The 17,377-nt window shown below is 62.3% G+C and carries 19 protein-coding genes; 6 read left to right on the forward strand and 13 right to left on the reverse strand.

Going from position 1 to position 17,377, the window contains the following annotated elements:
- Positions 1-80: 80 nt before the first annotated feature.
- The 7 genes from K728_RS0116865 to K728_RS0116895 form a co-directional block, all read right to left on the reverse strand.
- The gene (locus K728_RS0116865; RefSeq protein ID WP_035748498.1) at positions 81-1,463 is read right to left on the reverse strand and encodes an MBL fold metallo-hydrolase RNA specificity domain-containing protein; all 1,383 of its coding nucleotides are present in this window, start codon (positions 1,461-1,463) and stop codon (positions 81-83) included.
- A 50-nt stretch (positions 1,464-1,513) separates the two neighbouring features.
- Complete coding sequence (locus K728_RS0116870; RefSeq protein WP_024477394.1) at positions 1,514-1,756, reverse strand: acyl carrier protein; 243 nt, start codon at positions 1,754-1,756, stop codon at positions 1,514-1,516.
- Positions 1,753-3,174, reverse strand: a complete 1,422-nt coding sequence (locus tag K728_RS0116875; RefSeq protein WP_024477395.1) for a 2-oxo acid dehydrogenase subunit E2 — start codon at positions 3,172-3,174, stop codon at positions 1,753-1,755. The genes K728_RS0116870 and K728_RS0116875 overlap by 4 nt, the downstream gene beginning before the upstream one ends.
- Complete coding sequence (locus K728_RS0116880; protein ID WP_024477396.1) at positions 3,167-4,147, reverse strand: alpha-ketoacid dehydrogenase subunit beta; 981 nt, start codon at positions 4,145-4,147, stop codon at positions 3,167-3,169. Before K728_RS0116880 ends, K728_RS0116875 begins: the two co-directional genes overlap by 8 nt.
- Complete coding sequence (gene pdhA, locus K728_RS0116885; RefSeq protein ID WP_024477397.1) at positions 4,144-5,160, reverse strand: pyruvate dehydrogenase (acetyl-transferring) E1 component subunit alpha; 1,017 nt, start codon at positions 5,158-5,160, stop codon at positions 4,144-4,146. The genes K728_RS0116880 and pdhA overlap by 4 nt, the downstream gene beginning before the upstream one ends.
- Positions 5,157-6,971: an acetate--CoA ligase gene (gene acsA / locus K728_RS0116890; RefSeq protein WP_024477398.1), complete on the reverse strand. Its 1,815-nt coding sequence runs from the start codon at positions 6,969-6,971 to the stop codon at positions 5,157-5,159. The genes pdhA and acsA overlap by 4 nt, the downstream gene beginning before the upstream one ends.
- 128 nt (positions 6,972-7,099) lie before the next feature.
- On the reverse strand, positions 7,100-7,441 hold the full coding sequence (locus tag K728_RS0116895) for a CU044_2847 family protein (RefSeq protein ID WP_024477399.1): 342 nt from the start codon (positions 7,439-7,441) through the stop codon (positions 7,100-7,102).
- Positions 7,442-7,835: 394 nt separating this feature from the next.
- Here K728_RS0116895 and K728_RS0116900 point away from each other — a divergent pair, with 394 nt between their 5' ends.
- The 4 genes from K728_RS0116900 (at position 7,836) to K728_RS0116920 (ending at position 12,008) form a co-directional block, all read left to right on the forward strand.
- Positions 7,836-8,933, forward strand: a complete 1,098-nt coding sequence (locus tag K728_RS0116900; protein ID WP_443111012.1) for a zinc-binding alcohol dehydrogenase family protein — start codon at positions 7,836-7,838, stop codon at positions 8,931-8,933.
- The gene (locus K728_RS0116905; RefSeq protein WP_237742173.1) at positions 8,918-10,045 is read left to right on the forward strand and encodes a hypothetical protein; all 1,128 of its coding nucleotides are present in this window, start codon (positions 8,918-8,920) and stop codon (positions 10,043-10,045) included. Before K728_RS0116900 ends, K728_RS0116905 begins: the two co-directional genes overlap by 16 nt.
- Before the next feature lie 382 nt (positions 10,046-10,427).
- Entirely contained in the window at positions 10,428-10,739 is a 312-nt protein-coding gene (locus K728_RS0116910) for a hypothetical protein (RefSeq protein WP_024477402.1), read from the forward strand.
- 792 nt (positions 10,740-11,531) lie between these two features.
- Positions 11,532-12,008 (forward strand): hypothetical protein, encoded by a 477-nt coding sequence (locus K728_RS0116920; protein WP_156911373.1) that lies wholly within the window; start codon positions 11,532-11,534, stop codon positions 12,006-12,008.
- Positions 12,009-12,103: 95 nt separating this feature from the next.
- Here the strand turns inward: K728_RS0116920 and K728_RS0116925 are convergent, their stop codons facing one another.
- Positions 12,104-12,628, reverse strand: coding sequence for a hypothetical protein (locus tag K728_RS0116925; protein ID WP_024477405.1), 525 nt, complete (start codon positions 12,626-12,628; stop codon positions 12,104-12,106).
- A 166-nt stretch (positions 12,629-12,794) separates the two neighbouring features.
- Entirely contained in the window at positions 12,795-13,019 is a 225-nt protein-coding gene (locus tag K728_RS23390; RefSeq protein ID WP_443111011.1) for a GNAT family N-acetyltransferase, read from the reverse strand.
- 43 nt (positions 13,020-13,062) lie between these two features.
- Between K728_RS23390 and K728_RS21075 the strand changes: the two genes are divergently transcribed.
- Positions 13,063-13,260 (forward strand): hypothetical protein, encoded by a 198-nt coding sequence (locus tag K728_RS21075; protein WP_051317723.1) that lies wholly within the window; start codon positions 13,063-13,065, stop codon positions 13,258-13,260.
- A gap of 1,060 nt (positions 13,261-14,320) precedes the next feature.
- Here the strand turns inward: K728_RS21075 and K728_RS0116935 are convergent.
- The gene (locus K728_RS0116935) at positions 14,321-15,100 is read right to left on the reverse strand and encodes an isocitrate lyase/PEP mutase family protein (protein WP_024477406.1); all 780 of its coding nucleotides are present in this window, start codon (positions 15,098-15,100) and stop codon (positions 14,321-14,323) included.
- Between the two features lie 23 nt (positions 15,101-15,123).
- Complete coding sequence (locus K728_RS0116940) at positions 15,124-15,957, reverse strand: alpha/beta fold hydrolase (RefSeq protein ID WP_024477407.1); 834 nt, start codon at positions 15,955-15,957, stop codon at positions 15,124-15,126.
- A gap of 92 nt (positions 15,958-16,049) precedes the next feature.
- On the opposite strand from K728_RS0116940, the gene K728_RS0116945 reads away from it, so the two are divergent.
- Entirely contained in the window at positions 16,050-16,640 is a 591-nt protein-coding gene (locus K728_RS0116945) for a TetR/AcrR family transcriptional regulator (protein ID WP_024477408.1), read from the forward strand.
- Positions 16,641-16,652: 12 nt separating this feature from the next.
- Here K728_RS0116945 and K728_RS19830 read toward each other — a convergent pair whose 3' ends face one another.
- Entirely contained in the window at positions 16,653-16,955 is a 303-nt protein-coding gene (locus tag K728_RS19830; RefSeq protein ID WP_156911375.1) for a hypothetical protein, read from the reverse strand.
- Between the two features lie 56 nt (positions 16,956-17,011).
- Positions 17,012-17,344: a cupredoxin domain-containing protein gene (locus K728_RS20280; protein ID WP_193353948.1), complete on the reverse strand. Its 333-nt coding sequence runs from the start codon at positions 17,342-17,344 to the stop codon at positions 17,012-17,014.
- Between the last annotated feature and the right edge of the window lie 33 nt (positions 17,345-17,377).

Here is a 17,377-nt window from a genome sequence, read left to right on the forward strand (position 1 = left end):
CGGGTTTCACACTGGACCAGAACCTCACCATGCCCCGTGCGGCGCCCCCTCGGTTGGTACGGGCAATCCACTGCAGGGCTTCATCGCGGGTTCTCAATGGAGATCTGTTCCAGGTGTTCAGGCATCCGGGCCCGCCAGCCCAGTTCCCGTTTAATACGGATGCGGAGGGCATCCGATGCAACGGGTTCGCCATGCGTAATGTAGGTCATGCGGGGTTCGGTTTCTGCTGCTTTCATCCACGCGATGAGCCCGTCGGAATCGGCGTGGGCAGACAGGCTTTGCATCTGGATAACTTCGGCGCGGATCAAAACGTCCCCACCATAGATGCGGAGCACACGTTCCCCGGCGGCGAGGACCGCACCCCGGGTACCGCTGGCCTGGTAGCCGCTGAGGACGATGGCGTTTTTCGAATCCGGTCCATACGCTGCGATGTGATGCAGGATCCTGCCGCCGGTCAGCATGCCGCTGGCTGAAATGATGATCATCGGTCCGCCTCGCAGGTTCAGCAGCTTGGACTCATCCGCGGTGCGGGTGAGCCTGGCCAGCCTATACATGCCTTCGTAGTCGTCCTGCTTGAGATGGTGTTCCTCGCGGTACCGCTGGTACATCCGGGAAGCGTCGATCGCCATGGGGCTGTTCAGGTACACCGGGATGTCCGGAATCGCGTTCTTCCTGCGGAGCTTGGACAGATACAGCATCAGCGTCTCAGCCCGGCCTACGGCGAACGCTGCAATCATGATCACCCCGCCGCGTTTCGCCACCCGATTAATGATCTCCCCAAGTTGTTTCTGCGGGTCCATGCCTGAGTGTTTCCGGTTGCCGTACGTTGACTCGGTTACCAGCACCCCGACACGGCCAAGCGCCCGCGGCGGGTACATGAAAGGATCATCGGCTCGGCCCAGATCCCCGGTGAAATGCACGGAGTGTGAGCCGATCCGGATATGGACCTGCGCGGCGCCCAGGATGTGACCGGCGGGCAGGAACGTCAGTTCCATGCCTCCGCCAAGCGGCAAGGGGGTGTCGAACCCGTGGGTTTTGAAACTGTTGAGGGACTTCACGGCATCGGCCGCCGTGTAGAGCGGAAGCGGCGGCCTGTGTTGGGACGATCCGCGGTGGGATGCGTACCTGGCCTCTTCTTCCTGTAAGTGTCCGCTGTCCGGGAGGATCAGCTTGCAGAGGTCGAAGGTGCCCTCTGTGGCGTAGACAGGTCCGGCGAAGCCGTCCCTGACGAGCGCGGGTACGTATCCGGTGTGGTCCAGGTGCGCATGAGTCAGGACCACGGCGTCGATGGAATGCGGCGGGACGGGAAAGGGTGCGCGGTTGCGTTCGCGGCTGCGCTTGTAGCCCTGGAAAAGTCCGCAGTCGACCAGCACACGCTTGCCACCGGCCTCAATCAGGTATCGGGAACCGGTAACGGTATCGGTGGCTCCAAGGAACCGGAGGGTCGGCTGCTGGTGTTTCATAATTTCCCGTTCCCGTTGATTTTCCCATACTCTGCCGCCGGATACCGCATTCAGCTATGACCGGCGAGGTAACCAACGAGGCCGTCAACCGTTGCCACCGCCGGATAGTCGCGTTCCGGAATGTCCACACCGGTGGTCTTTGCGATGGTCTCCACGAGATGAAGAAAGTCCAGCGAGTCAAGTTCCAGGTCCTGGCGCAACCGGGCACAGCCTTCGAGATCATCAGGTTCAACATCGGGGGCCACCTGGCTGATTGCTGCCTGCACTGCCTGTCTGGCGTCCTGTTCCTTCATAACTCCTCCGGTCTCTGCAGTAATTCATCGATGCGGGAAAGGAAACGGCCGCCGCGGAGCCCGTCGCTGACGCGATGGTCTGCCGATAGCGTTGCGGCGACAGTGTGGCGGATGCCGAGCATTCCGTTGTGCGCCCACGGCTGCTCAAGGACTTTGCCGAAGCCCACCATGGCCACCTGGGGTGGATAGATTACGCCGTAGACGCTGTCCACGCCGAGGTCGCCCAGGTTGGTCACGGTGATGGTGGGGTCGGTCATCTCGGCGCGCTGCAGCCGGCCCGCCCGGGCTCGGCTGACGAGGCCGCGCAACTTGTCCATAAGTTCATCGAGGGTCAGCGTTTGGGCATCGTGCAGGGCGGGAGCCACCAGACCTCCGTGGCGCAGGGCCACAGCGACGCCAAGATGGACGCTGGCGCTCGGGTGAAACGTCCCACGGGTAAAGAACCCGTTCATCTCCGGCGTTTCCTTTGCGGCCAATGCCGTCGCCTTCAGCAGCAGGGCCGAGGGAACCAGGCGGGATGAGACCGGCCGCTGTTGGTTCTGCGATTGCATCCACGCCATCGCCGTTGCCAGGTCAAGAGTGTTGGCCAAGTAGTAGTGCGGAATTTCCTTCTTCGAACGGGACATGAGGGAGCCGATGGCCTGCCTGAGGGTGGCGGCCTTATCCCCGCCGATCTCTTTCCGGCTCCGCGGTGCAGCGTCGACTGCAGGCTCCGCTTGCCGTGGAGGCTCGGATGCCATCGCCTCCACCCGTTTTCCGGTGGCCGCGCCCGCGGCGCGACGGACATCGGACTCGGTGATGGCGCCGTCGGGCCCGGTACCGACCACTTCTTGAAGGTCGACCCCAACCTGGGTCGCCAGCCGCCGGGCACGCGGGGAGGACCGCATCCTGCGCTGGTACGCCGGGCCGTTTTGGGCTCCGGGAGCTGCCGGCACTCCCCTGGCCGTACTCTCGGCGGCAGCACTTTCGACGTCGGCACGGGTCACCTCGCCATTCAGGCCGCTGCCACGGATCGAGCCGACGTCGACCCCGAGGGAGTGGGCCAGATGCCGGACCGGCGGCGAGATTTTGCTGCCGTGTTTGACCGCCGGAGGTGAAGGGACTTTGGGCTCCACAACGGCTGGNTCGCCAGCCGACGCCACGGTGGGGGTTGGTTCTGACGGGGCCGGGCTTCGGTCGGCGGGTGTCGGAGTGAACCGGGCGATGGGTGTCCCTACGTTCACGGTGTCGCCGATGTCCACAAGGAACTCGGCGACCACGCCTTCCTCGAATGACTCGATGTCCATGACGGTCTTGTCGGTGTCCACAGCGGCCACGATGTCACCCTTGTGGACATAGTCACCGGGCTTGACCAGCCACTCCACCACCTTGCCGTGCTCCATATCGGCGCCCAGGGACGGCATTCGAAACTCAGCCACGGTTTCCCACGGCCTTCCGCACGGCAGCCACGACCCTCTCAACCGACGGCAGCGCGGCCAGCTCCATGTGCTTGGCGTACGGCACGGGCACTTCTTCACTGCAGACCCGTTCCACCGGGGCGTCGAGGTCGAAAAAGGCGTGCTCGCCGATCCTGGCGGCGATCTCGGCGGAGAGGCTGCCGCTCCGCCAGCCTTCATCCACGACCACTGCCCGGTGGGTCTTGCCGACGCTGTTGAAGATGGTCCCGTCGTCGAGCGGCCGGAGGGTGCGCAGGTCAAGGACCTCAGCGTCAATGCCGTCCCCGGCCAAGCGGTCCGCGGCCTCCAGCACGAGGGGAAGGGTACCGCCGTAGGTGATAAGGGTGACGGCGTTTCCGCGGCGCCGGATGGCAGCTTTGTCGATGTCCACAGGCCCGGCGCCGTCCTCCAGCTCCCCCGCGACGTTGTACAGCGACCCGTGCTCGAAGATCAGCACCGGGTCCGCGTCCTGGAGCGCGGTCCATAACATCCCGCGGGCGTCGGCGAGGGTGGCGGGGGCCAGGATGCGCAGGCCCGGAATGTGCGCATACCACCCTTCCAGGCTGTGCGAGTGCTGTGCGCCGAGCTGGCGGCCCGCCCCTGTGGTCATCCGGATCACTATTGGCACGTTGAATTGGCCGCCGGACATGTGCAGCAGGGTCGCTGCGTTGTTGATGATCTGGTCCAGGGCAAGCAGGCTGAAGTTGACTGTCATGATTTCGACGACGGGACGCATTCCGCCCAGGGCCGCTCCGATTCCCGCCCCGACAAAGCCGGATTCGGACAGCGGAGTATCGCGGATGCGCTCCGGGCCGAATTCCTCAAGAAGGCCCAGGCTGACGGCGAAGCTGCCGCCGTAGCGGCCCACGTCCTCGCCCATCAGGAACACCCGCTCGTCGCGCTGCAGGGCGTCCCGGAGGGCTGCCCTGACCGCTTCCCGGTAAGTGGTTTTCATGCTGCCGGCCCCCCTTCGGCTACGTCGTTTCGCTCGCTGTAGACAAACCGGGTGAGGTCCTCCACCGGTTCGAGTGTGCCCGCCTCTGCGAATTCGACGCCGGCAGCCACCTCCGCGTCGACGTCGGCCTGCAGCGCGGCCCACTGCTCGTCCGACAGCTCACCTGCCGCCTCCAGCGCGGATTTGATCAGGACGATGGGATCCCGTTCCATCCACCGGGCCACCTCGGATTTCTCCCGGTACAGCTCAGGGTCGAACATCGAGTGGGCGCGGAAGCGGTAGGTACGCAGCTCCAGGAAATGCGGGCCTCCGCCGGAGCGCACGGCATCAACGGCCCGCCGGGCAGCTTCCTCGACCGCGAGCACGTCCATCCCGTCGACGGCCCAGGCGGGTATCTCATAGCCGGCGGCCTTGAGGGCCATGTCGGTTTGTGACTCCGAACGGAACAGTGCCGTGCCCATGGCGTACAGGTTGTTCTCGCAGCAGAAGAGCACCGGAAGCTGCCACAGCGCTGCAAGGTTCAGGCTTTCGTGGAACTCGCCTTCAGCTACCGCACCTTCCCCAAAGAAGCAGGCGGTCACCCGGCGCCGGCCGGCCATTTTGTCGGCCAAGGCTAGGCCGACGGCGAGCGGCAACCCGCCGGCCACAATCGCGTTTCCACCGTAGAAGCGGGTGGCGGCATCGAAGAGGTGCATGGAGCCGCCCCGGCCGCGGCAGCATCCTTCAAGACGCCCATACATCTCGGCCAGGATGGAGCCGGCGGACAACCCCCGCAGGAGCGCATGGCCGTGCTCCCGGTAGGTGGCCACCACGGCGTCCTCCGGCGCCAGCGTTTCCAGCACCCCGGCGGCCACGGCTTCTTCACCGATGTAGACATGCAGGAAACCGCGGATCTTAGCGGCGCTGTAAAGTTCAATGCACTTTTCCTCGAGGGTGCGCACACGCAGCATCTGCCGCAAGAGATGCCGGGCGTGGCCAGCATCAGGGATGGCCTGCTCCCGCCGCTCGTTCATGGCCGCAGCCCGGCCTGTTCCAGCGTTGACAGGTCGCCCTCGGGCAGGCTCAGCTCGCGCGCCTTGAGCAGCCGGCGGAGAATCTTGCCGCTACGGGTCTTGGGCAGGTCGGTGGTGAACTCGAGGACCCTGGGGGCGACCGCGGCGCCCAAGCGTTTGCGGGCGAATCCGATAATTTGCAGCCGGAGTTCCTCGGAGGGTTCCTGGCCTCGCTGCAGTTCGACAAAGGCCTTGACCACTTCTCCGGCCACCGGGTCGGGGACACCGATGACCCCGGCCTCCGCCACTGCCGGGTGCTCCATCAGGCAGCTTTCCACTTCGAAGGGGCCGATCAGGTGACCTGATGACTTGATGACATCGTCCCCGCGGCCCACGAACCAGAAGTACCCGTCGCCGTCGCGCCTTGCCAGGTCGCCGGTGAGATACCAGCCACCGGCGAAACAGTGGCGGTACCTCTCGTCCTCGTTGAGGTAGCCGCGGAACATGGAAGGCCATCCGGGCCGGAGCGCCAGTTCCCCCATGGTGTCCGGTTCGGTGACGAGCGTGGCCTTTCCGTCCTGGATGATGGGCTCACCGTGGGCGTCCCGCGCTACCAGCGCAGCTTCGATTCCCGGCAGCGCCCGCCCCATGGAGCCGGGGCGGATGGGCATGGAAGGATAGTTGGAAATCATGATGCCCCCGGTCTCGGTCTGCCACCAGTTGTCATGAATCGGCAGGCCCAGGACCTCCTGTCCCCACACCACGGCTTCGGGATTCAACGGCTCGCCAACACTCGCGACGAAGCGCAGGGCAGACAAGTCGTGGCCAGCAGCCCTCTCCGCCCCCGCCTTCATCAGCATGCGCAGCGCCGTCGGAGCCGTGTACCAGACCGTGATGTGCTGTTCGGCGAGAATCCTGTACCACCGGTCAATGTCGAGTTCTTCCTCATCCACCACCACAGTGACCCCATGGACCAGAGGTGCGATGATCCCGTAGGAGGTCCCGGTAACCCAACCCGGATCGGCTGTGCACCAGTAGATGTCATCCGGATGGAGGTCCAGGGCGTAGCGGCCGGTGGCATAGTGGGCGACCACTGCCTCATGGACGTGGATCGCACCTTTGGGGGTGCCTGTGGTTCCGCTGGTGAAGTGCAGCAGGGCCATGTCCTCGGGCTGCGTGACCGCAATGTCCTGGTCCGGCGAGGCTTTGGCCAGGAGCTCGGTGAGGTCCAGGGTGTCCGGTTCAGGGTGGCCGTCAGCATCGGCCAGCAGGACGAAGCGCAGCTCGGGAAGGCTCTCCCTGATGGGTGCGACCTTCTTCCGGTACAACGCCCTGCTGGTCACCAGCACACGGCCCGCCCCGAGACGCAGTCTTTGCTGCACCGGTTCGGGACCAAAGGCCGGAAAGAGCGGGCAGAAGACACTGGCATTTTTAAACGTGCCCAGGACCGCCACGTAAAGGTCCGGGCTGCGGCCCAGGAGGGAGAAGACCCGTTCGCCCCTCCCGACCCCGAGTTCCCGCAGGACCGCGGCAAACCGGCTGGTCTGGCTGGCCAGCTGCGCATAACTCAGTGAGCGGGTGCCGCCGTCTGACCGGATGAAGCGCAGCGCTTCAATGCCGGACCGGTCACCTGTGGCGTGCCGGTCTACTGCCTCGTAGGCGATGTTCAGACCCCGGCCCCCGGGTAGCCCGGATAGCTCTCGCCGCGCCTGGTCCCATGTGAAGGACTTCCGAACTTCCTCGTACTCGCCGAGATTGGGCGGCACGCGAAACGATGCCGGGTCCTTCGCGATGACAGGCCACCGGGTGGGACGTGCGGTTGCTGCTTTCATGGTTCCATCACTCCTATCCGTTAGAAGCCCATGGGCTCGGTTTCGAGCTCAGGTTCAACCGGCAGGTCCTCGTAGTGCAGCGGGCCCTGCACCAGCCCTGTTCGAGAACCCGAACACCGCGGTCCTCATCAGGTTGTCTCTTCCTCGTCCAGGGGAGCAGCATTCGAAGGACTCCACGACATCCTGAGGATGAAATGCGCGTCCCCACTGCTGCGGGCGATCAGCGCCCCCGCATCCCCAGCCAGTTTCACGCCGAATTCGATCTCCACCTTTTCAGGGGTCAGCTCTGCCATGGCCTCCAACGCTGCCCGGGCTGCTGGGCGGATGCTCGCGAGAGCATCCTCCAGACGCCTGCCGACATCCAGGATCCCCTGTTCGTTGCGGGCCGGGTGGTTCACGCCGTAGCTGTTATCTTCAGTCTCGACGAGCACCGTCCCGGAGCCCACTTCATACCGCATTACCTCAGTCATGGCAGCTTTCCTCCGCTATTGGGACGTGCGCATGTTGTGCTGAGCCTGGGTGAAGGACAAGGGCCCCAACCGCCCCCGATACGACTTATCCACGCGATTCCCTCTCTATCCGGTGCGGAAGCGTTCCACTTTCCGTCCCGCTTGTACTTTCAGCCCGCAGTTCAAGTCAACGCTGCCCAAAATCCGCCCGCTAGGGTAGAAAGGCCTGCCCTCCGATGTCATGAACCGCTAGGAAACTGTTCGCACTATTTGTGTCTCGGGCATTTCCGTCGACCCCTGCCCAGCGGACAACCGGGTTGCTCAGGAAGGTGGGACCTTCGGCTCTTCGGGTGCGTTTCCTACCCTGACATTGTTGAGTCCGATGATGTAGGAGGTCTCGGTGCTCGCTTGGTGGGTGGACCAACCCGGTCCCATGAATACCCGGCCCATGGTCAAGGGGGTCCGTGAAACCCCTGAACCCGGCCCCAATGAACTCCTGGTGGATGTGAAAGTCTGCGGTGTGTGCCGTACCGATCTCCATCTGGCCGAGGGTGACCTCCAGCCGCGTCGCCCTGCCGTCATCCCCGGTCACGAGGCAGTGGGCACAGTAGTAGCGAGCGGCCCAGGCAGTTCCAGGTTCGCGCCGGGCGACAGGGTTGGCGTTGCCTGGCTGGGCGGCGTCTGCGGTACGTGCCCCTACTGTCGCCGGGGTGATGAGAATCTGTGCGCGGCACCCGTCCTCACTGGATGGGACAAGGACGGCGGTTACGCCGAGCAACTCACCGTCTCCCAGGACTTCGCCTATCTCATTCCGGAGGCTTTCACGGATGAACAAGCCGCACCACTGCTGTGTTCCGGCATTATTGGTTACCGTTCGCTGAAACGGGCAAATGTGCCATCTGGTGGACGCCTAGGCATCTATGGTTTCGGCAGTTCCGCGCACTTGACCGCGCAGATGGCGATATACCAAGGCGCATCCGTCTACGTCATGACCCGTTCCGAGGAGGCCCGCGCCTTAGCCAGAAAGCTTGGGGCAGAGTATGTCGGCGATGCCTACGACGAACCGCCCGTACCTCTTGATTCCGCCATTCTCTGTGACATACCGCCCCTGAACTACAACGCCCATTTGTTCTACGAACGTCAAGTGCGCAGCGTGACAGCCAATACCCGCGCCGATGGACGGGAATTTCTAGCGCTCGCAGCCCAGATTCCGTTGGCTCCTTCCATCAGCGTCTACCCGTTTGATGCGGCAGATACAGCCCTGGCTGATCTCGCCGCAGACAGGGTCACCGGTTCCGCTGTCCTTCGCGTGCGCCCCTCAGGATCAACCGGGCAGGGTTTAGGCTCCAAGTCGTTACAGTTTCAACGCCGGCTACCCCGACGGCGGTATCTTCTCTGCCCAGATTTTACTCGGCAGCCGCTAAGGGGAGGCCGTGGGGTGGATTTCCGCTGCCTTCACGTCTTTATTGCGTCCTTGCCTTCGATTACGATGCCACCGTGGAAACTTCGCTGAAGAAGTACGATCCCTACCTCCCGCAGACCCCACCGATGGCCGGGGACGACCCGGTCGTGCAATGGCTGCTCCAAGGCGATCCAGCGATCCGTTGGCAGGTGTTGCACGACCTCCTCGATGCCCCACAGGATGAGGTGGAAGATGAACGGGCGCGGGTGGCACACGAAGGGTGGGGCGCTGGGCTACTCGCGCTGCGAGCCCCTGACGGACATTGGTCGGGCGGGGCATGCTTCCCGAATACCGCGGCGTTCGCCGAAAGTACCGCGCGGGCCCTGGCTGCCGGCGAGCCACCTCCACCGTTCCCGACACCCGACGCGGAACCGACCGAGACGCCAAGTGAGCAGCCCGCTGAGGAACCGGAGCAACCATGGACCGCTACCTACCCGGTGTTGTTAGACCTGTGCCACCTGGGCGTACCGCCGGGCAGCGCGGTGATGCGGGAGACAGCGCAACTGGTCGCCCACAACTGCCGGTGGGAATATGACGGGTTGCCGTTCTTCGCCGGGGAAGTCGACTGCTGCATCAACGCTGGCACTATTCTGATCGGCACCTACCTGGGCATCGACGTCGACCCGGTGGTGCAGCGGATCGTGACCGATCAGCTGCCTGACGGTGGCTGGAACTGCTGGGCCGAGGCGCGTTCGGCACCGGGATCGTTCGCCAGCACTCTTGACGTGGTCGACGCTTTGCTGAGGTGGGAGCGACACACCGGTGGATCCGACGAAGTCCGCCGGGCGCGCCACGAGGGCGAAGAGTATCTGCTTCGACGCAGCCTGTTCCGTTCGTTGCGCACCGGGGAACTGGTGAACCCCCGATGGCTGCAATTCTCCTACCCTCCACGCTGGCACTATGACCTGCTCAAGGCGACGAGCTACTTCGCCCTGCGTGGCGGCCCGGCCGATCCGCGGCTGGTTGAGGCGATTGACCAAGTTCGCGCCAAGCGTCAGCCAAACGGATGTTGGCTGCTGGAGGGCACTCACCCTGGGGCGGTCCACTTTCGATTCGAAGGACCCGATGGCACCTCGAGTCGGTGGAACACCCTCAGGGCTCTGCGGCTTCTGCGCTGGTACGACGCAGCAAGTCCTTCCAACGAAGCATGCGTGACACCGTGACAAGGGCGCGGACATGCCGCGTCGCAGTTGGCAGCTGACGCCCCGCAACCTGATGCTCGGGAATGCCTTGGGCATCTCGACTGGCATCTCCGGCACCCCGCTCCAGCCTCAGGTGCGGCCGGTCTCATGAGCCCACATGGCGAGCTCGACCCGATTACGCGCGCCGAGCCACCGTGAGGAGCACTTGCTCCTCACGGGCGGTGGGCGGTGCTATCGGCTGCGCGGATCCACATGCCCCATGTATGGCATCAAGAGTCATATGGAACCTGATTGAAGAAGCACATATTTGGAAACGATGGTTCACAGGAGGCTGCGGGCTGATGTATCGCGCTAGGGGATTCTCGTGTGGGACGGTTCGTTGGCGCAAATCTAGACTTATGGGATGAAGCCGTTCGAAGTCACTATCGATGATGAGCTGTTCCGGATCAGTGAGAGAAGGCAGCCAGATGGAGGCCTCAGCTATGATTTCGCGTGGCTCAACGGCCCAGCAGGGGGAACCTACGGGTTCACCGTAGGTAAGTTCGCGGCCGGGTCGGCAGGGCATACACCAGATGACACGGCGCGTATGACCGAAGACGAACTGCTCGATGAAGTACTAGGGTTCGTGGAGTCATTCTACGAACCTGGCGGGATAGGAGAAGAAGACTTCCCCGAACACATCCCGGCGAGGATCAGCGGACAACTCGAGCAGTAGAGATCCATCTACGCCTCGCGAAGCACCTGCCCCGCAGGAGGATCTCCCACCGCAACACACCTCGTTGGGGTCCGGCGAGATGATAGAAAGCGCTAAACCCGATTCGCGGAGGTGCAGAGGGAATTATTACGCGCTGAACTATGGCTGTAGCGGACGTTGAGTGTCCTGATCTGTTGCCTACTGCACCGCAACCTATGGGTTAGAAGTGTGGCTAGTTTGAGAATGTTCAAGCGACGGGGCAAAGGTGCGGATTACAATAGCAGCACCGATCAGCGTTGTCCCCATCGGTATCATCGCCCACCGAACTAAGGTGAGGACGATTTCTACTGCCCCAACTCCAATAGCCGCCGTTTGGCCCGCGGTTTGCGCGAGAAGGCCGATCAACAACGGGAGCAGAAGCAGCGCAAATCCACCACCGATGATTAGTACGACACCCCATTGAATGCACTTCTTTGCGGTTGACTCCATTGTTCCCCCAATTTCGAGCGACTACGTGTCAGCGAGTCTAATTACTGAGGGCATTAAAAGAACTACCTTCAGCTCTTTTGCGGAAATCCGTACCGCTCCAACGCAGCGGATAGGCGTCCCTAAGTCGGTCCCCTACCGCAACGACAGGCCCTGTAAAGCTGTACGGTGCGTCGCATCGGGCAGAGCGCACTTTCACTCAGCCCCCTGGGTCCATCGCAGTGCAGCGTCAGAGCATCAACCCATGAGACGGATACGCCTTTGGCTGGAGCAAGAGATCGGAGACAGGCTCTGTTGCAAGGCAAGACCGGACGCTAAGCTCCCCGTATGGGGGAACAAACTACGCCGCTGGCAAGCGCCTTTTTCAGGATGGTCATCTTCGGGGGCATGGTCGGCATCGCGACCAGCATCGCCCTGCACATCCTGGGCTCCTTCACATCAGGCTTTCCGCACCTGATGACCGTGATCGGGCAGTCCGGATTGGCGTTCCTGACCGGCTTGCCGGTCGCCGCGTCGGCAGCCGCACCGGCCCTCGGAATGCATAAGTTGGTTGAAGCCAAAAAGTCCGGACTTCGAATCCCTGCCGCCGCCCTCGGTGCTGTGCTGGGCCCGTTGGCCGCGGTCAGCCTGCTTACGGGAGGTCCACCCTTCCAAGCGCCGATACCAGCGCTCGGATGGGTCTTGTTCCTCCCCGCCGCCGCGTTGGCCGCTATCCACTTCACCAAACCCCTTCGGCGAAGTCAGGTACCGCCAGAGATTGTGATCCCCTGCCGCATTGAACCCACCCGCGAAAGTGTCCGCTGAGGGATCGGTCAGCGGGACGGTCGAAGCATGCGATTGATGCAGTACCCGATCACAACGATACTGACGATCGCCAAGAGGGCAGCCACCGGCTACGTTCAGACGGGAGACGGCGGAAGCTGAAAGATGAACCGGTCATCGGGGGACCAAGCGTGCTCGTCGTCGCACTGGTAGCCGCGAAGCCACGCTTGGCCGTCTACGACGCGCAGATAGAAGCCTTTCGGATACTCGTCGTCCTCACTAAGCGCTTCAGCGGCCACCGTGAGGGCACCATCGGGCGCGCTCCCCGACGACATCACCGAATCGCGAGACGCTGCCTGCTCAGCGAGAGCCATCCGTAAAAAGGGTGCAGTATCCACCGGGCACAGCAACAGGCCCTGTTGATGCGCACTGTCGAAAATCTGCGCGAGCGTCGCCCCATGCGGAAGCCCTAGTTCAGCGACAGTACGCTCTGTGACCACGACCCGCCGAGATGTCTGATTGCCGAAAATGACGTCCCCAATCAGCGTCTCCGCGTGACCATTAACTAAGATGCCATGCGCGCTCAGGCTGTCCATAAGTTGCCGCCGGGAAAGCCCTCCGACGCGGACTTCGAGTCGTCCGACGGGATATCTGTCTGACATGAGTCTCCCAGAGATAAGCGTTTGGCACAGGCTGGCACCCAACGCCAAGCTAGACCGGATCGCCGGGCGCAATGAAGCTTATCCAACGGGGTCGCTCAGTTACACGCCGACGCACCCTTTTGCCGATCGCTTATCGGAAAGTTGGCGACAGCTCAGAAAGCGGGGTCTAAGTGTCGATCCAGTAACGGAGTTTTACTGTCGTAGCAGTATCAGCCGCCAGAGGCGCCTCACGGACACCGCCGCAGTTCTCAATTGTGGACCTGGACGCGTGATTATCGGCGTCGCACGTCACCAGAACCTGATCAATTCCGAGTCGCTTGGCTTCAAGAAGGGCGAGCTTCAGTATTTGCTGGGCGTATCCGCGCCCCCCTGAACTGAGGGCGAACGGCATATCCAATGTGTCCACCGACCGTCCGCAGAAACGTATTCAGATTATGGCGGATCGAAACCCGTCCCACGATGCACCCATCAACTTCCGCGATGAGGAAGGTAGCCGGGACACGCCCGACAGAGAGATCTCGACCCTGTCGAGTTGCTTCAAGGTCGACCAGGAAGTCCGTCCAGTCATCCCCGAGGTCATAATTCAAGAGGAAGTCGAATTGGTCTACAGCAAGTTCCTTCTGGGCGAGTAGCGCCTGATCCATATCGGATTCGGAAAGAGAACGTAATTCCATGAGTTCAGACGATACAGACGAACGCACCGCGCAGGCCACCCGTCAACCGGCACAGCACGAAGCTGCGCGGTCCCCGTCCAACTCACCGCAACGTCATCGAAGCGCCCGTCAGCCCGTCCCCTCACGCTAGACGCGCTCAAGGCAAGAGACTCCCCCGAGCAGGTGATGCCTCGACCAACAAATCCGGGGTAGCTCAACCGCTACAGAGAGCCGAGCAGGCCGTGGGATCAGAATATAAATCTTCACCGAAGTCATGTACCTTCCTCGTCGCTCCCCCATGAACTAGTAGGAAAGCCCACCAAGGGCTTCAGAAGAGAAAAGAGGCGGACCGTGACAGGAAGATTGCAACCCACCCACCGAAACGGGTACACCCTGTTCACCATCTGAGCCGGTTTGTGCACAGTCAGAGAGCTAAACAGCCTCTGACAAGGGGAAACTTGGCCCGAAGTGGGACTTGAACCGGCTTTATCCCCTTGCAAACACTGGCCTCCCCCGAAAACCTCCTCAAACCGGCCCAGTCCGGCACCGGTACGGCCCAGTCCGACCCCCAAGGTGTGCACATTGTGCACACCTTGTTTTGCCTCTGCGCCGGGTTTCGATGGCCTCTGTGATTGAGATCGCAGACGCGTCTATCCTCCCGATATGAGCCCAATCCTGGACCCCAAACGACCCTCCGTGCGGCCACGGGCGGAGGACGAGATCGCGCTTGGCGAAAGCCCTGCACCCATTGTGCAATCCTTTGAAATTCATGATGCGCTGTTTCTCCTCCTCGAACATCTCATAGCGAATTGAGAAGAGGACAACATGCATAAACACAGATCAAAGACGTCCACGACACTTGTGAAATGAGCCGAGGTGGTAGGTAGGCGAGCTAATGAGCTGATGCATCAAGGAGTAGCCACGTCACCGATCAATAGTCGACGTCGATTTGCGCGGGCGGCGGACCGGCCAAAAAGCCGACGCAACGGATACATTCAATGATCAATACACCCGAAAGGTCGACTACCCCGTTCTGTGCTTAGTTCAGGGCTGGGGTGTCCTCCGGGATGACGCCGGACCCGTACAGGTCGGTGGCGAGGTCTTGGAGTGCTCGCAGGGCGACCCGTTGGGTGAAGGGCCCATAGGAGATACGGGCCACCCCGAGGTCCTGCATTTCGGCGGCGGTAAGGGCGCCGGGGGCACCGATGACTGACAGCTTTCCTTTTCCGAGCCCGTCAACAAGGGGCTCGATGACGTCGCGGGTGAGTGCCCCGGGCACAAACACCAACGCGGCGCCGGCATCGAGGAACGCTTGGCCCCGGTTGATCGCGTCGTCGATGCTGTCCTTCAGTGGGCGGTCCCCGCCGCGCACGATCGCGTCGGTGCGTGCGTTGAGCTGAAACGCGATGCCCTCGTCGTGTGCTGCGGCGATGATGGCGTGCACGCGGGCAACCGACTCATCGAAGGGTCGAAGACGGTCCTCGACGTTGGCGCCCACGACGCCGAGCCCGATTGCTCGGCGGATGGTCTCTGCCGGGTTTTCGTAGCCGTCGTCGAGATCGGCTGTGACCGGGAGGTCGACGGCGTCAACGATGGTCTTGATCCCGGCAAGGGCTGTGTCCAGCGGCATGGCGCCGTCGGCGTAGCCATAGGCAGCGGCAATAGAGTGACCAGCCGTGGCAATCGCTTGGGACTCCGGTAGTGCGGCGACAGTCGCAGCGCTAATGGCATCCCAAACATTGACGACCCGAAGAATCTCGGGTGCTGTGTGCAGCGCCTTCAGTTGCTGAGCACGGTCCATTGTGTGGTGATCGGTCATTTTTCTTCTCCGTTTCCTGTCAGTTACTTGGCGAGGAAGCCAAGAAGGATGTCGTTGACCTCCGAGGCATGCGTCCAGAGCATGCCATGCGGAGCTCCCTCGATCTCGACGTACTCGGCCTCAGGCAGGGCCTTGTGAAACTCACGTCCCGTCGAGTCGATCGGCAGAATATTGTCAGCGGTGCCGTGCACGATCAGGGAGGGCACCGTGATCTTGGCGACGTCGGCACGGAAGTCGGTGAGCCAGGTGGGCTGCGCCCACACGGACGAGAAGGACGACGCCGCATAGGCGAGGTTCTTGTTCGCCGCCAGGGCCTCCTCGCTGAGACGGGTGCCGAGGTTCTCGCTTGTATTGAAGAAGCTATCGAAAAAGTTGGTGAAGAATGCGTACCGGTCCGACTTCACTGCTTCCAGCAACCCGTCAAAGACCTCCTGAGGGACCCCAGCAGGGTTGTCGTCCGTCTTCAACAAGAAGGGCTGCAGCGATCCGAGAAAAACTGCCTTCGCGACACGCTCTGAACCGTAGGTTCCGAGGTAGCGACCCACCTCGCCCGTGCCCATGGAGAACCCGACCAGGACAGCGTCGCGGAGATCCAGGGATTCTAGAACGGCGGCCAGATCGGCAGCATACGTGTCGTAATCGTGGCCGGTAGTCGGCTTGGAGGACCGACCGAAACCGCGTCGGTCGTAGGTAATGACCCGGTAGCCGGCATCCAGGAGGGCTGCGCTCTGCTTCTCCCAGGACGACCCATCAAGCGGGTACCCATGAATCAGCACCACTGGCTGACCGGTTCCGTGGTCCTCGAAATACGCCTGCACTGGCGCCGAATTCTCGTTTCCGACAGTGATGAACGGCATGTGAGTGTCCCTCCAATAGCGTGAGAACGAGCGTTCTCTACGTTCGGCCGACTCTACGGGAACGATGGTTCTCCCGCAAGTACACTTGAACAATGGATCAGGAGAAAGTGCGCGACAGGGTGATCGAGGCCGCTGACGCGCTGTACTACGCGCGCGGAATCCAGGCTGTAGGAATGGACGCTTTGCGAGAAGCCTCCGGGGTGTCGCTGAAGCGGTTATACCGGTTGTTCTCATCGAAAGAGGCAATAGTCCTGGCGGTACTGCAGTACCGGCATCATCTATGGACCGACGGTGTCACAACAGCCGTCGACCGTGCCGACTCCCCCCGGAACCGCCTCTTGGCTGTCTACGATTACCTCGCCGACTGGTTCGCCACCGACTCATTTCGGGGTTGTGGTTTCATCAACGCCTTCGGGGAGCTCGGCGCCGTTTCACCCGCAGTCGCCGAGGTAGCCCGACTCCACAAGCATTCCTTCCAGGAGTACTTATCCCGTCTTGTCGCCGACGCCGGCGGTACCGCCGAACTCGCTGCCCAGCTGGCAATCCTCGCCGAAGGCGCACAAACCACAGCCGCAATAAGCGGCACCACCGAACCGGCACGGCAAGCCCGCCGAGCGGCCGAAACACTTATCGCCGCGATCGACTCACCGATGCCGTACGCAGGTGAACAGCCTCCTCAATGAGATCCGGTCAATTCAATGGACCGGGACCGCACGGTCGCTCTCACGGCTGACACCCATCATGAAACCTGCCACCGCGAATAACGCACCGGCAAACTGGCCGTACACCGATAAGACGACGACAGCGAATGCTGACAGTGCGACTACCGCTGCTATCAGGTTGGAAGTCTGCTCCCAAAAAGCAGTACCTAAGGGGCGACGAGGATCGTTCGCCGCGGGTTGGATGCGGAACTGGTTACCTCCTCCGATTCCTACGGGAAAGGCCATCTGGTAACTGGCTGCCAGCTGGATGTGGACCGAAGCGTCGATAGCTACCACCACGGGAGCCAAACCCATCGCCACCGCGCTGCAGGCTCGAACAGGTGTCTAGGGGCTTATCCCTCGACGACTAAAGTACCGACCATTGCCGGGTGGTAGGTGCAGATGAAGGAGTATTCCCCGGGTTCGCTGGGGGCGGTAAAGGTGACAGTCTCGTTGGGGCCGAAGACGGAATCGAACATCCCCTCCTGGTCCGAAGTTACCGTATGGGCAGCTGAATCTTTGTTCACGACCGTCACCTCGGCGCCGGGGGTCACCGGGCCGGATATTTGATAAGAAAAATAGGTAACAGTGATGACGACTTCCTCGGCGACTGCCACCGGTTCTTCGGTGGCACTTTCCTCCTCGGTTGGTTCGGCTGGGACCGCGCTGGTCTCCTCGGTCTCCATCTCCATGCTCGTGGTGGAAGTGATCCCCGGCTC

It is taken from the genome of Arthrobacter sp. CAL618 (assembly GCF_000468215.1).
Classification (GTDB): Bacteria; Actinomycetota; Actinomycetes; order Actinomycetales; family Micrococcaceae; genus Arthrobacter_D.

Coding starts and splice junctions, on each gene's coding strand:
- K728_RS0116865 (WP_035748498.1), bottom strand. CDS start 1,463: ATGAAACACCAGCAGCCGACCCTCCGGTTCCTTGGAGCCACCGATACC.
- K728_RS0116870 (WP_024477394.1), bottom strand. CDS start 1,756: ATGAAGGAACAGGACGCCAGACAGGCAGTGCAGGCAGCAATCAGCCAG.
- K728_RS0116880 (WP_024477396.1), bottom strand. CDS start 4,147: ATGAAAACCACTTACCGGGAAGCGGTCAGGGCAGCCCTCCGGGACGCC.
- pdhA (WP_024477397.1), bottom strand. CDS start 5,160: ATGAACGAGCGGCGGGAGCAGGCCATCCCTGATGCTGGCCACGCCCGG.
- acsA (WP_024477398.1), bottom strand. CDS start 6,971: ATGAAAGCAGCAACCGCACGTCCCACCCGGTGGCCTGTCATCGCGAAG.
- K728_RS0116895 (WP_024477399.1), bottom strand. CDS start 7,441: ATGACTGAGGTAATGCGGTATGAAGTGGGCTCCGGGACGGTGCTCGTC.
- K728_RS0116910 (WP_024477402.1), top strand. CDS start 10,428: ATGAAGCCGTTCGAAGTCACTATCGATGATGAGCTGTTCCGGATCAGT.
- K728_RS0116920 (WP_156911373.1), top strand. CDS start 11,532: ATGGGGGAACAAACTACGCCGCTGGCAAGCGCCTTTTTCAGGATGGTC.
- K728_RS0116925 (WP_024477405.1), bottom strand. CDS start 12,628: ATGTCAGACAGATATCCCGTCGGACGACTCGAAGTCCGCGTCGGAGGG.
- K728_RS23390 (WP_443111011.1), bottom strand. CDS start 13,019: ATGCCGTTCGCCCTCAGTTCAGGGGGGCGCGGATACGCCCAGCAAATA.
- K728_RS21075 (WP_051317723.1), top strand. CDS start 13,063: ATGGCGGATCGAAACCCGTCCCACGATGCACCCATCAACTTCCGCGAT.
- K728_RS0116935 (WP_024477406.1), bottom strand. CDS start 15,100: ATGACCGATCACCACACAATGGACCGTGCTCAGCAACTGAAGGCGCTG.
- K728_RS0116940 (WP_024477407.1), bottom strand. CDS start 15,957: ATGCCGTTCATCACTGTCGGAAACGAGAATTCGGCGCCAGTGCAGGCG.
- K728_RS0116945 (WP_024477408.1), top strand. CDS start 16,050: ATGGATCAGGAGAAAGTGCGCGACAGGGTGATCGAGGCCGCTGACGCG.
- K728_RS20280 (WP_193353948.1), bottom strand. CDS start 17,344: ATGGAGACCGAGGAGACCAGCGCGGTCCCAGCCGAACCAACCGAGGAG.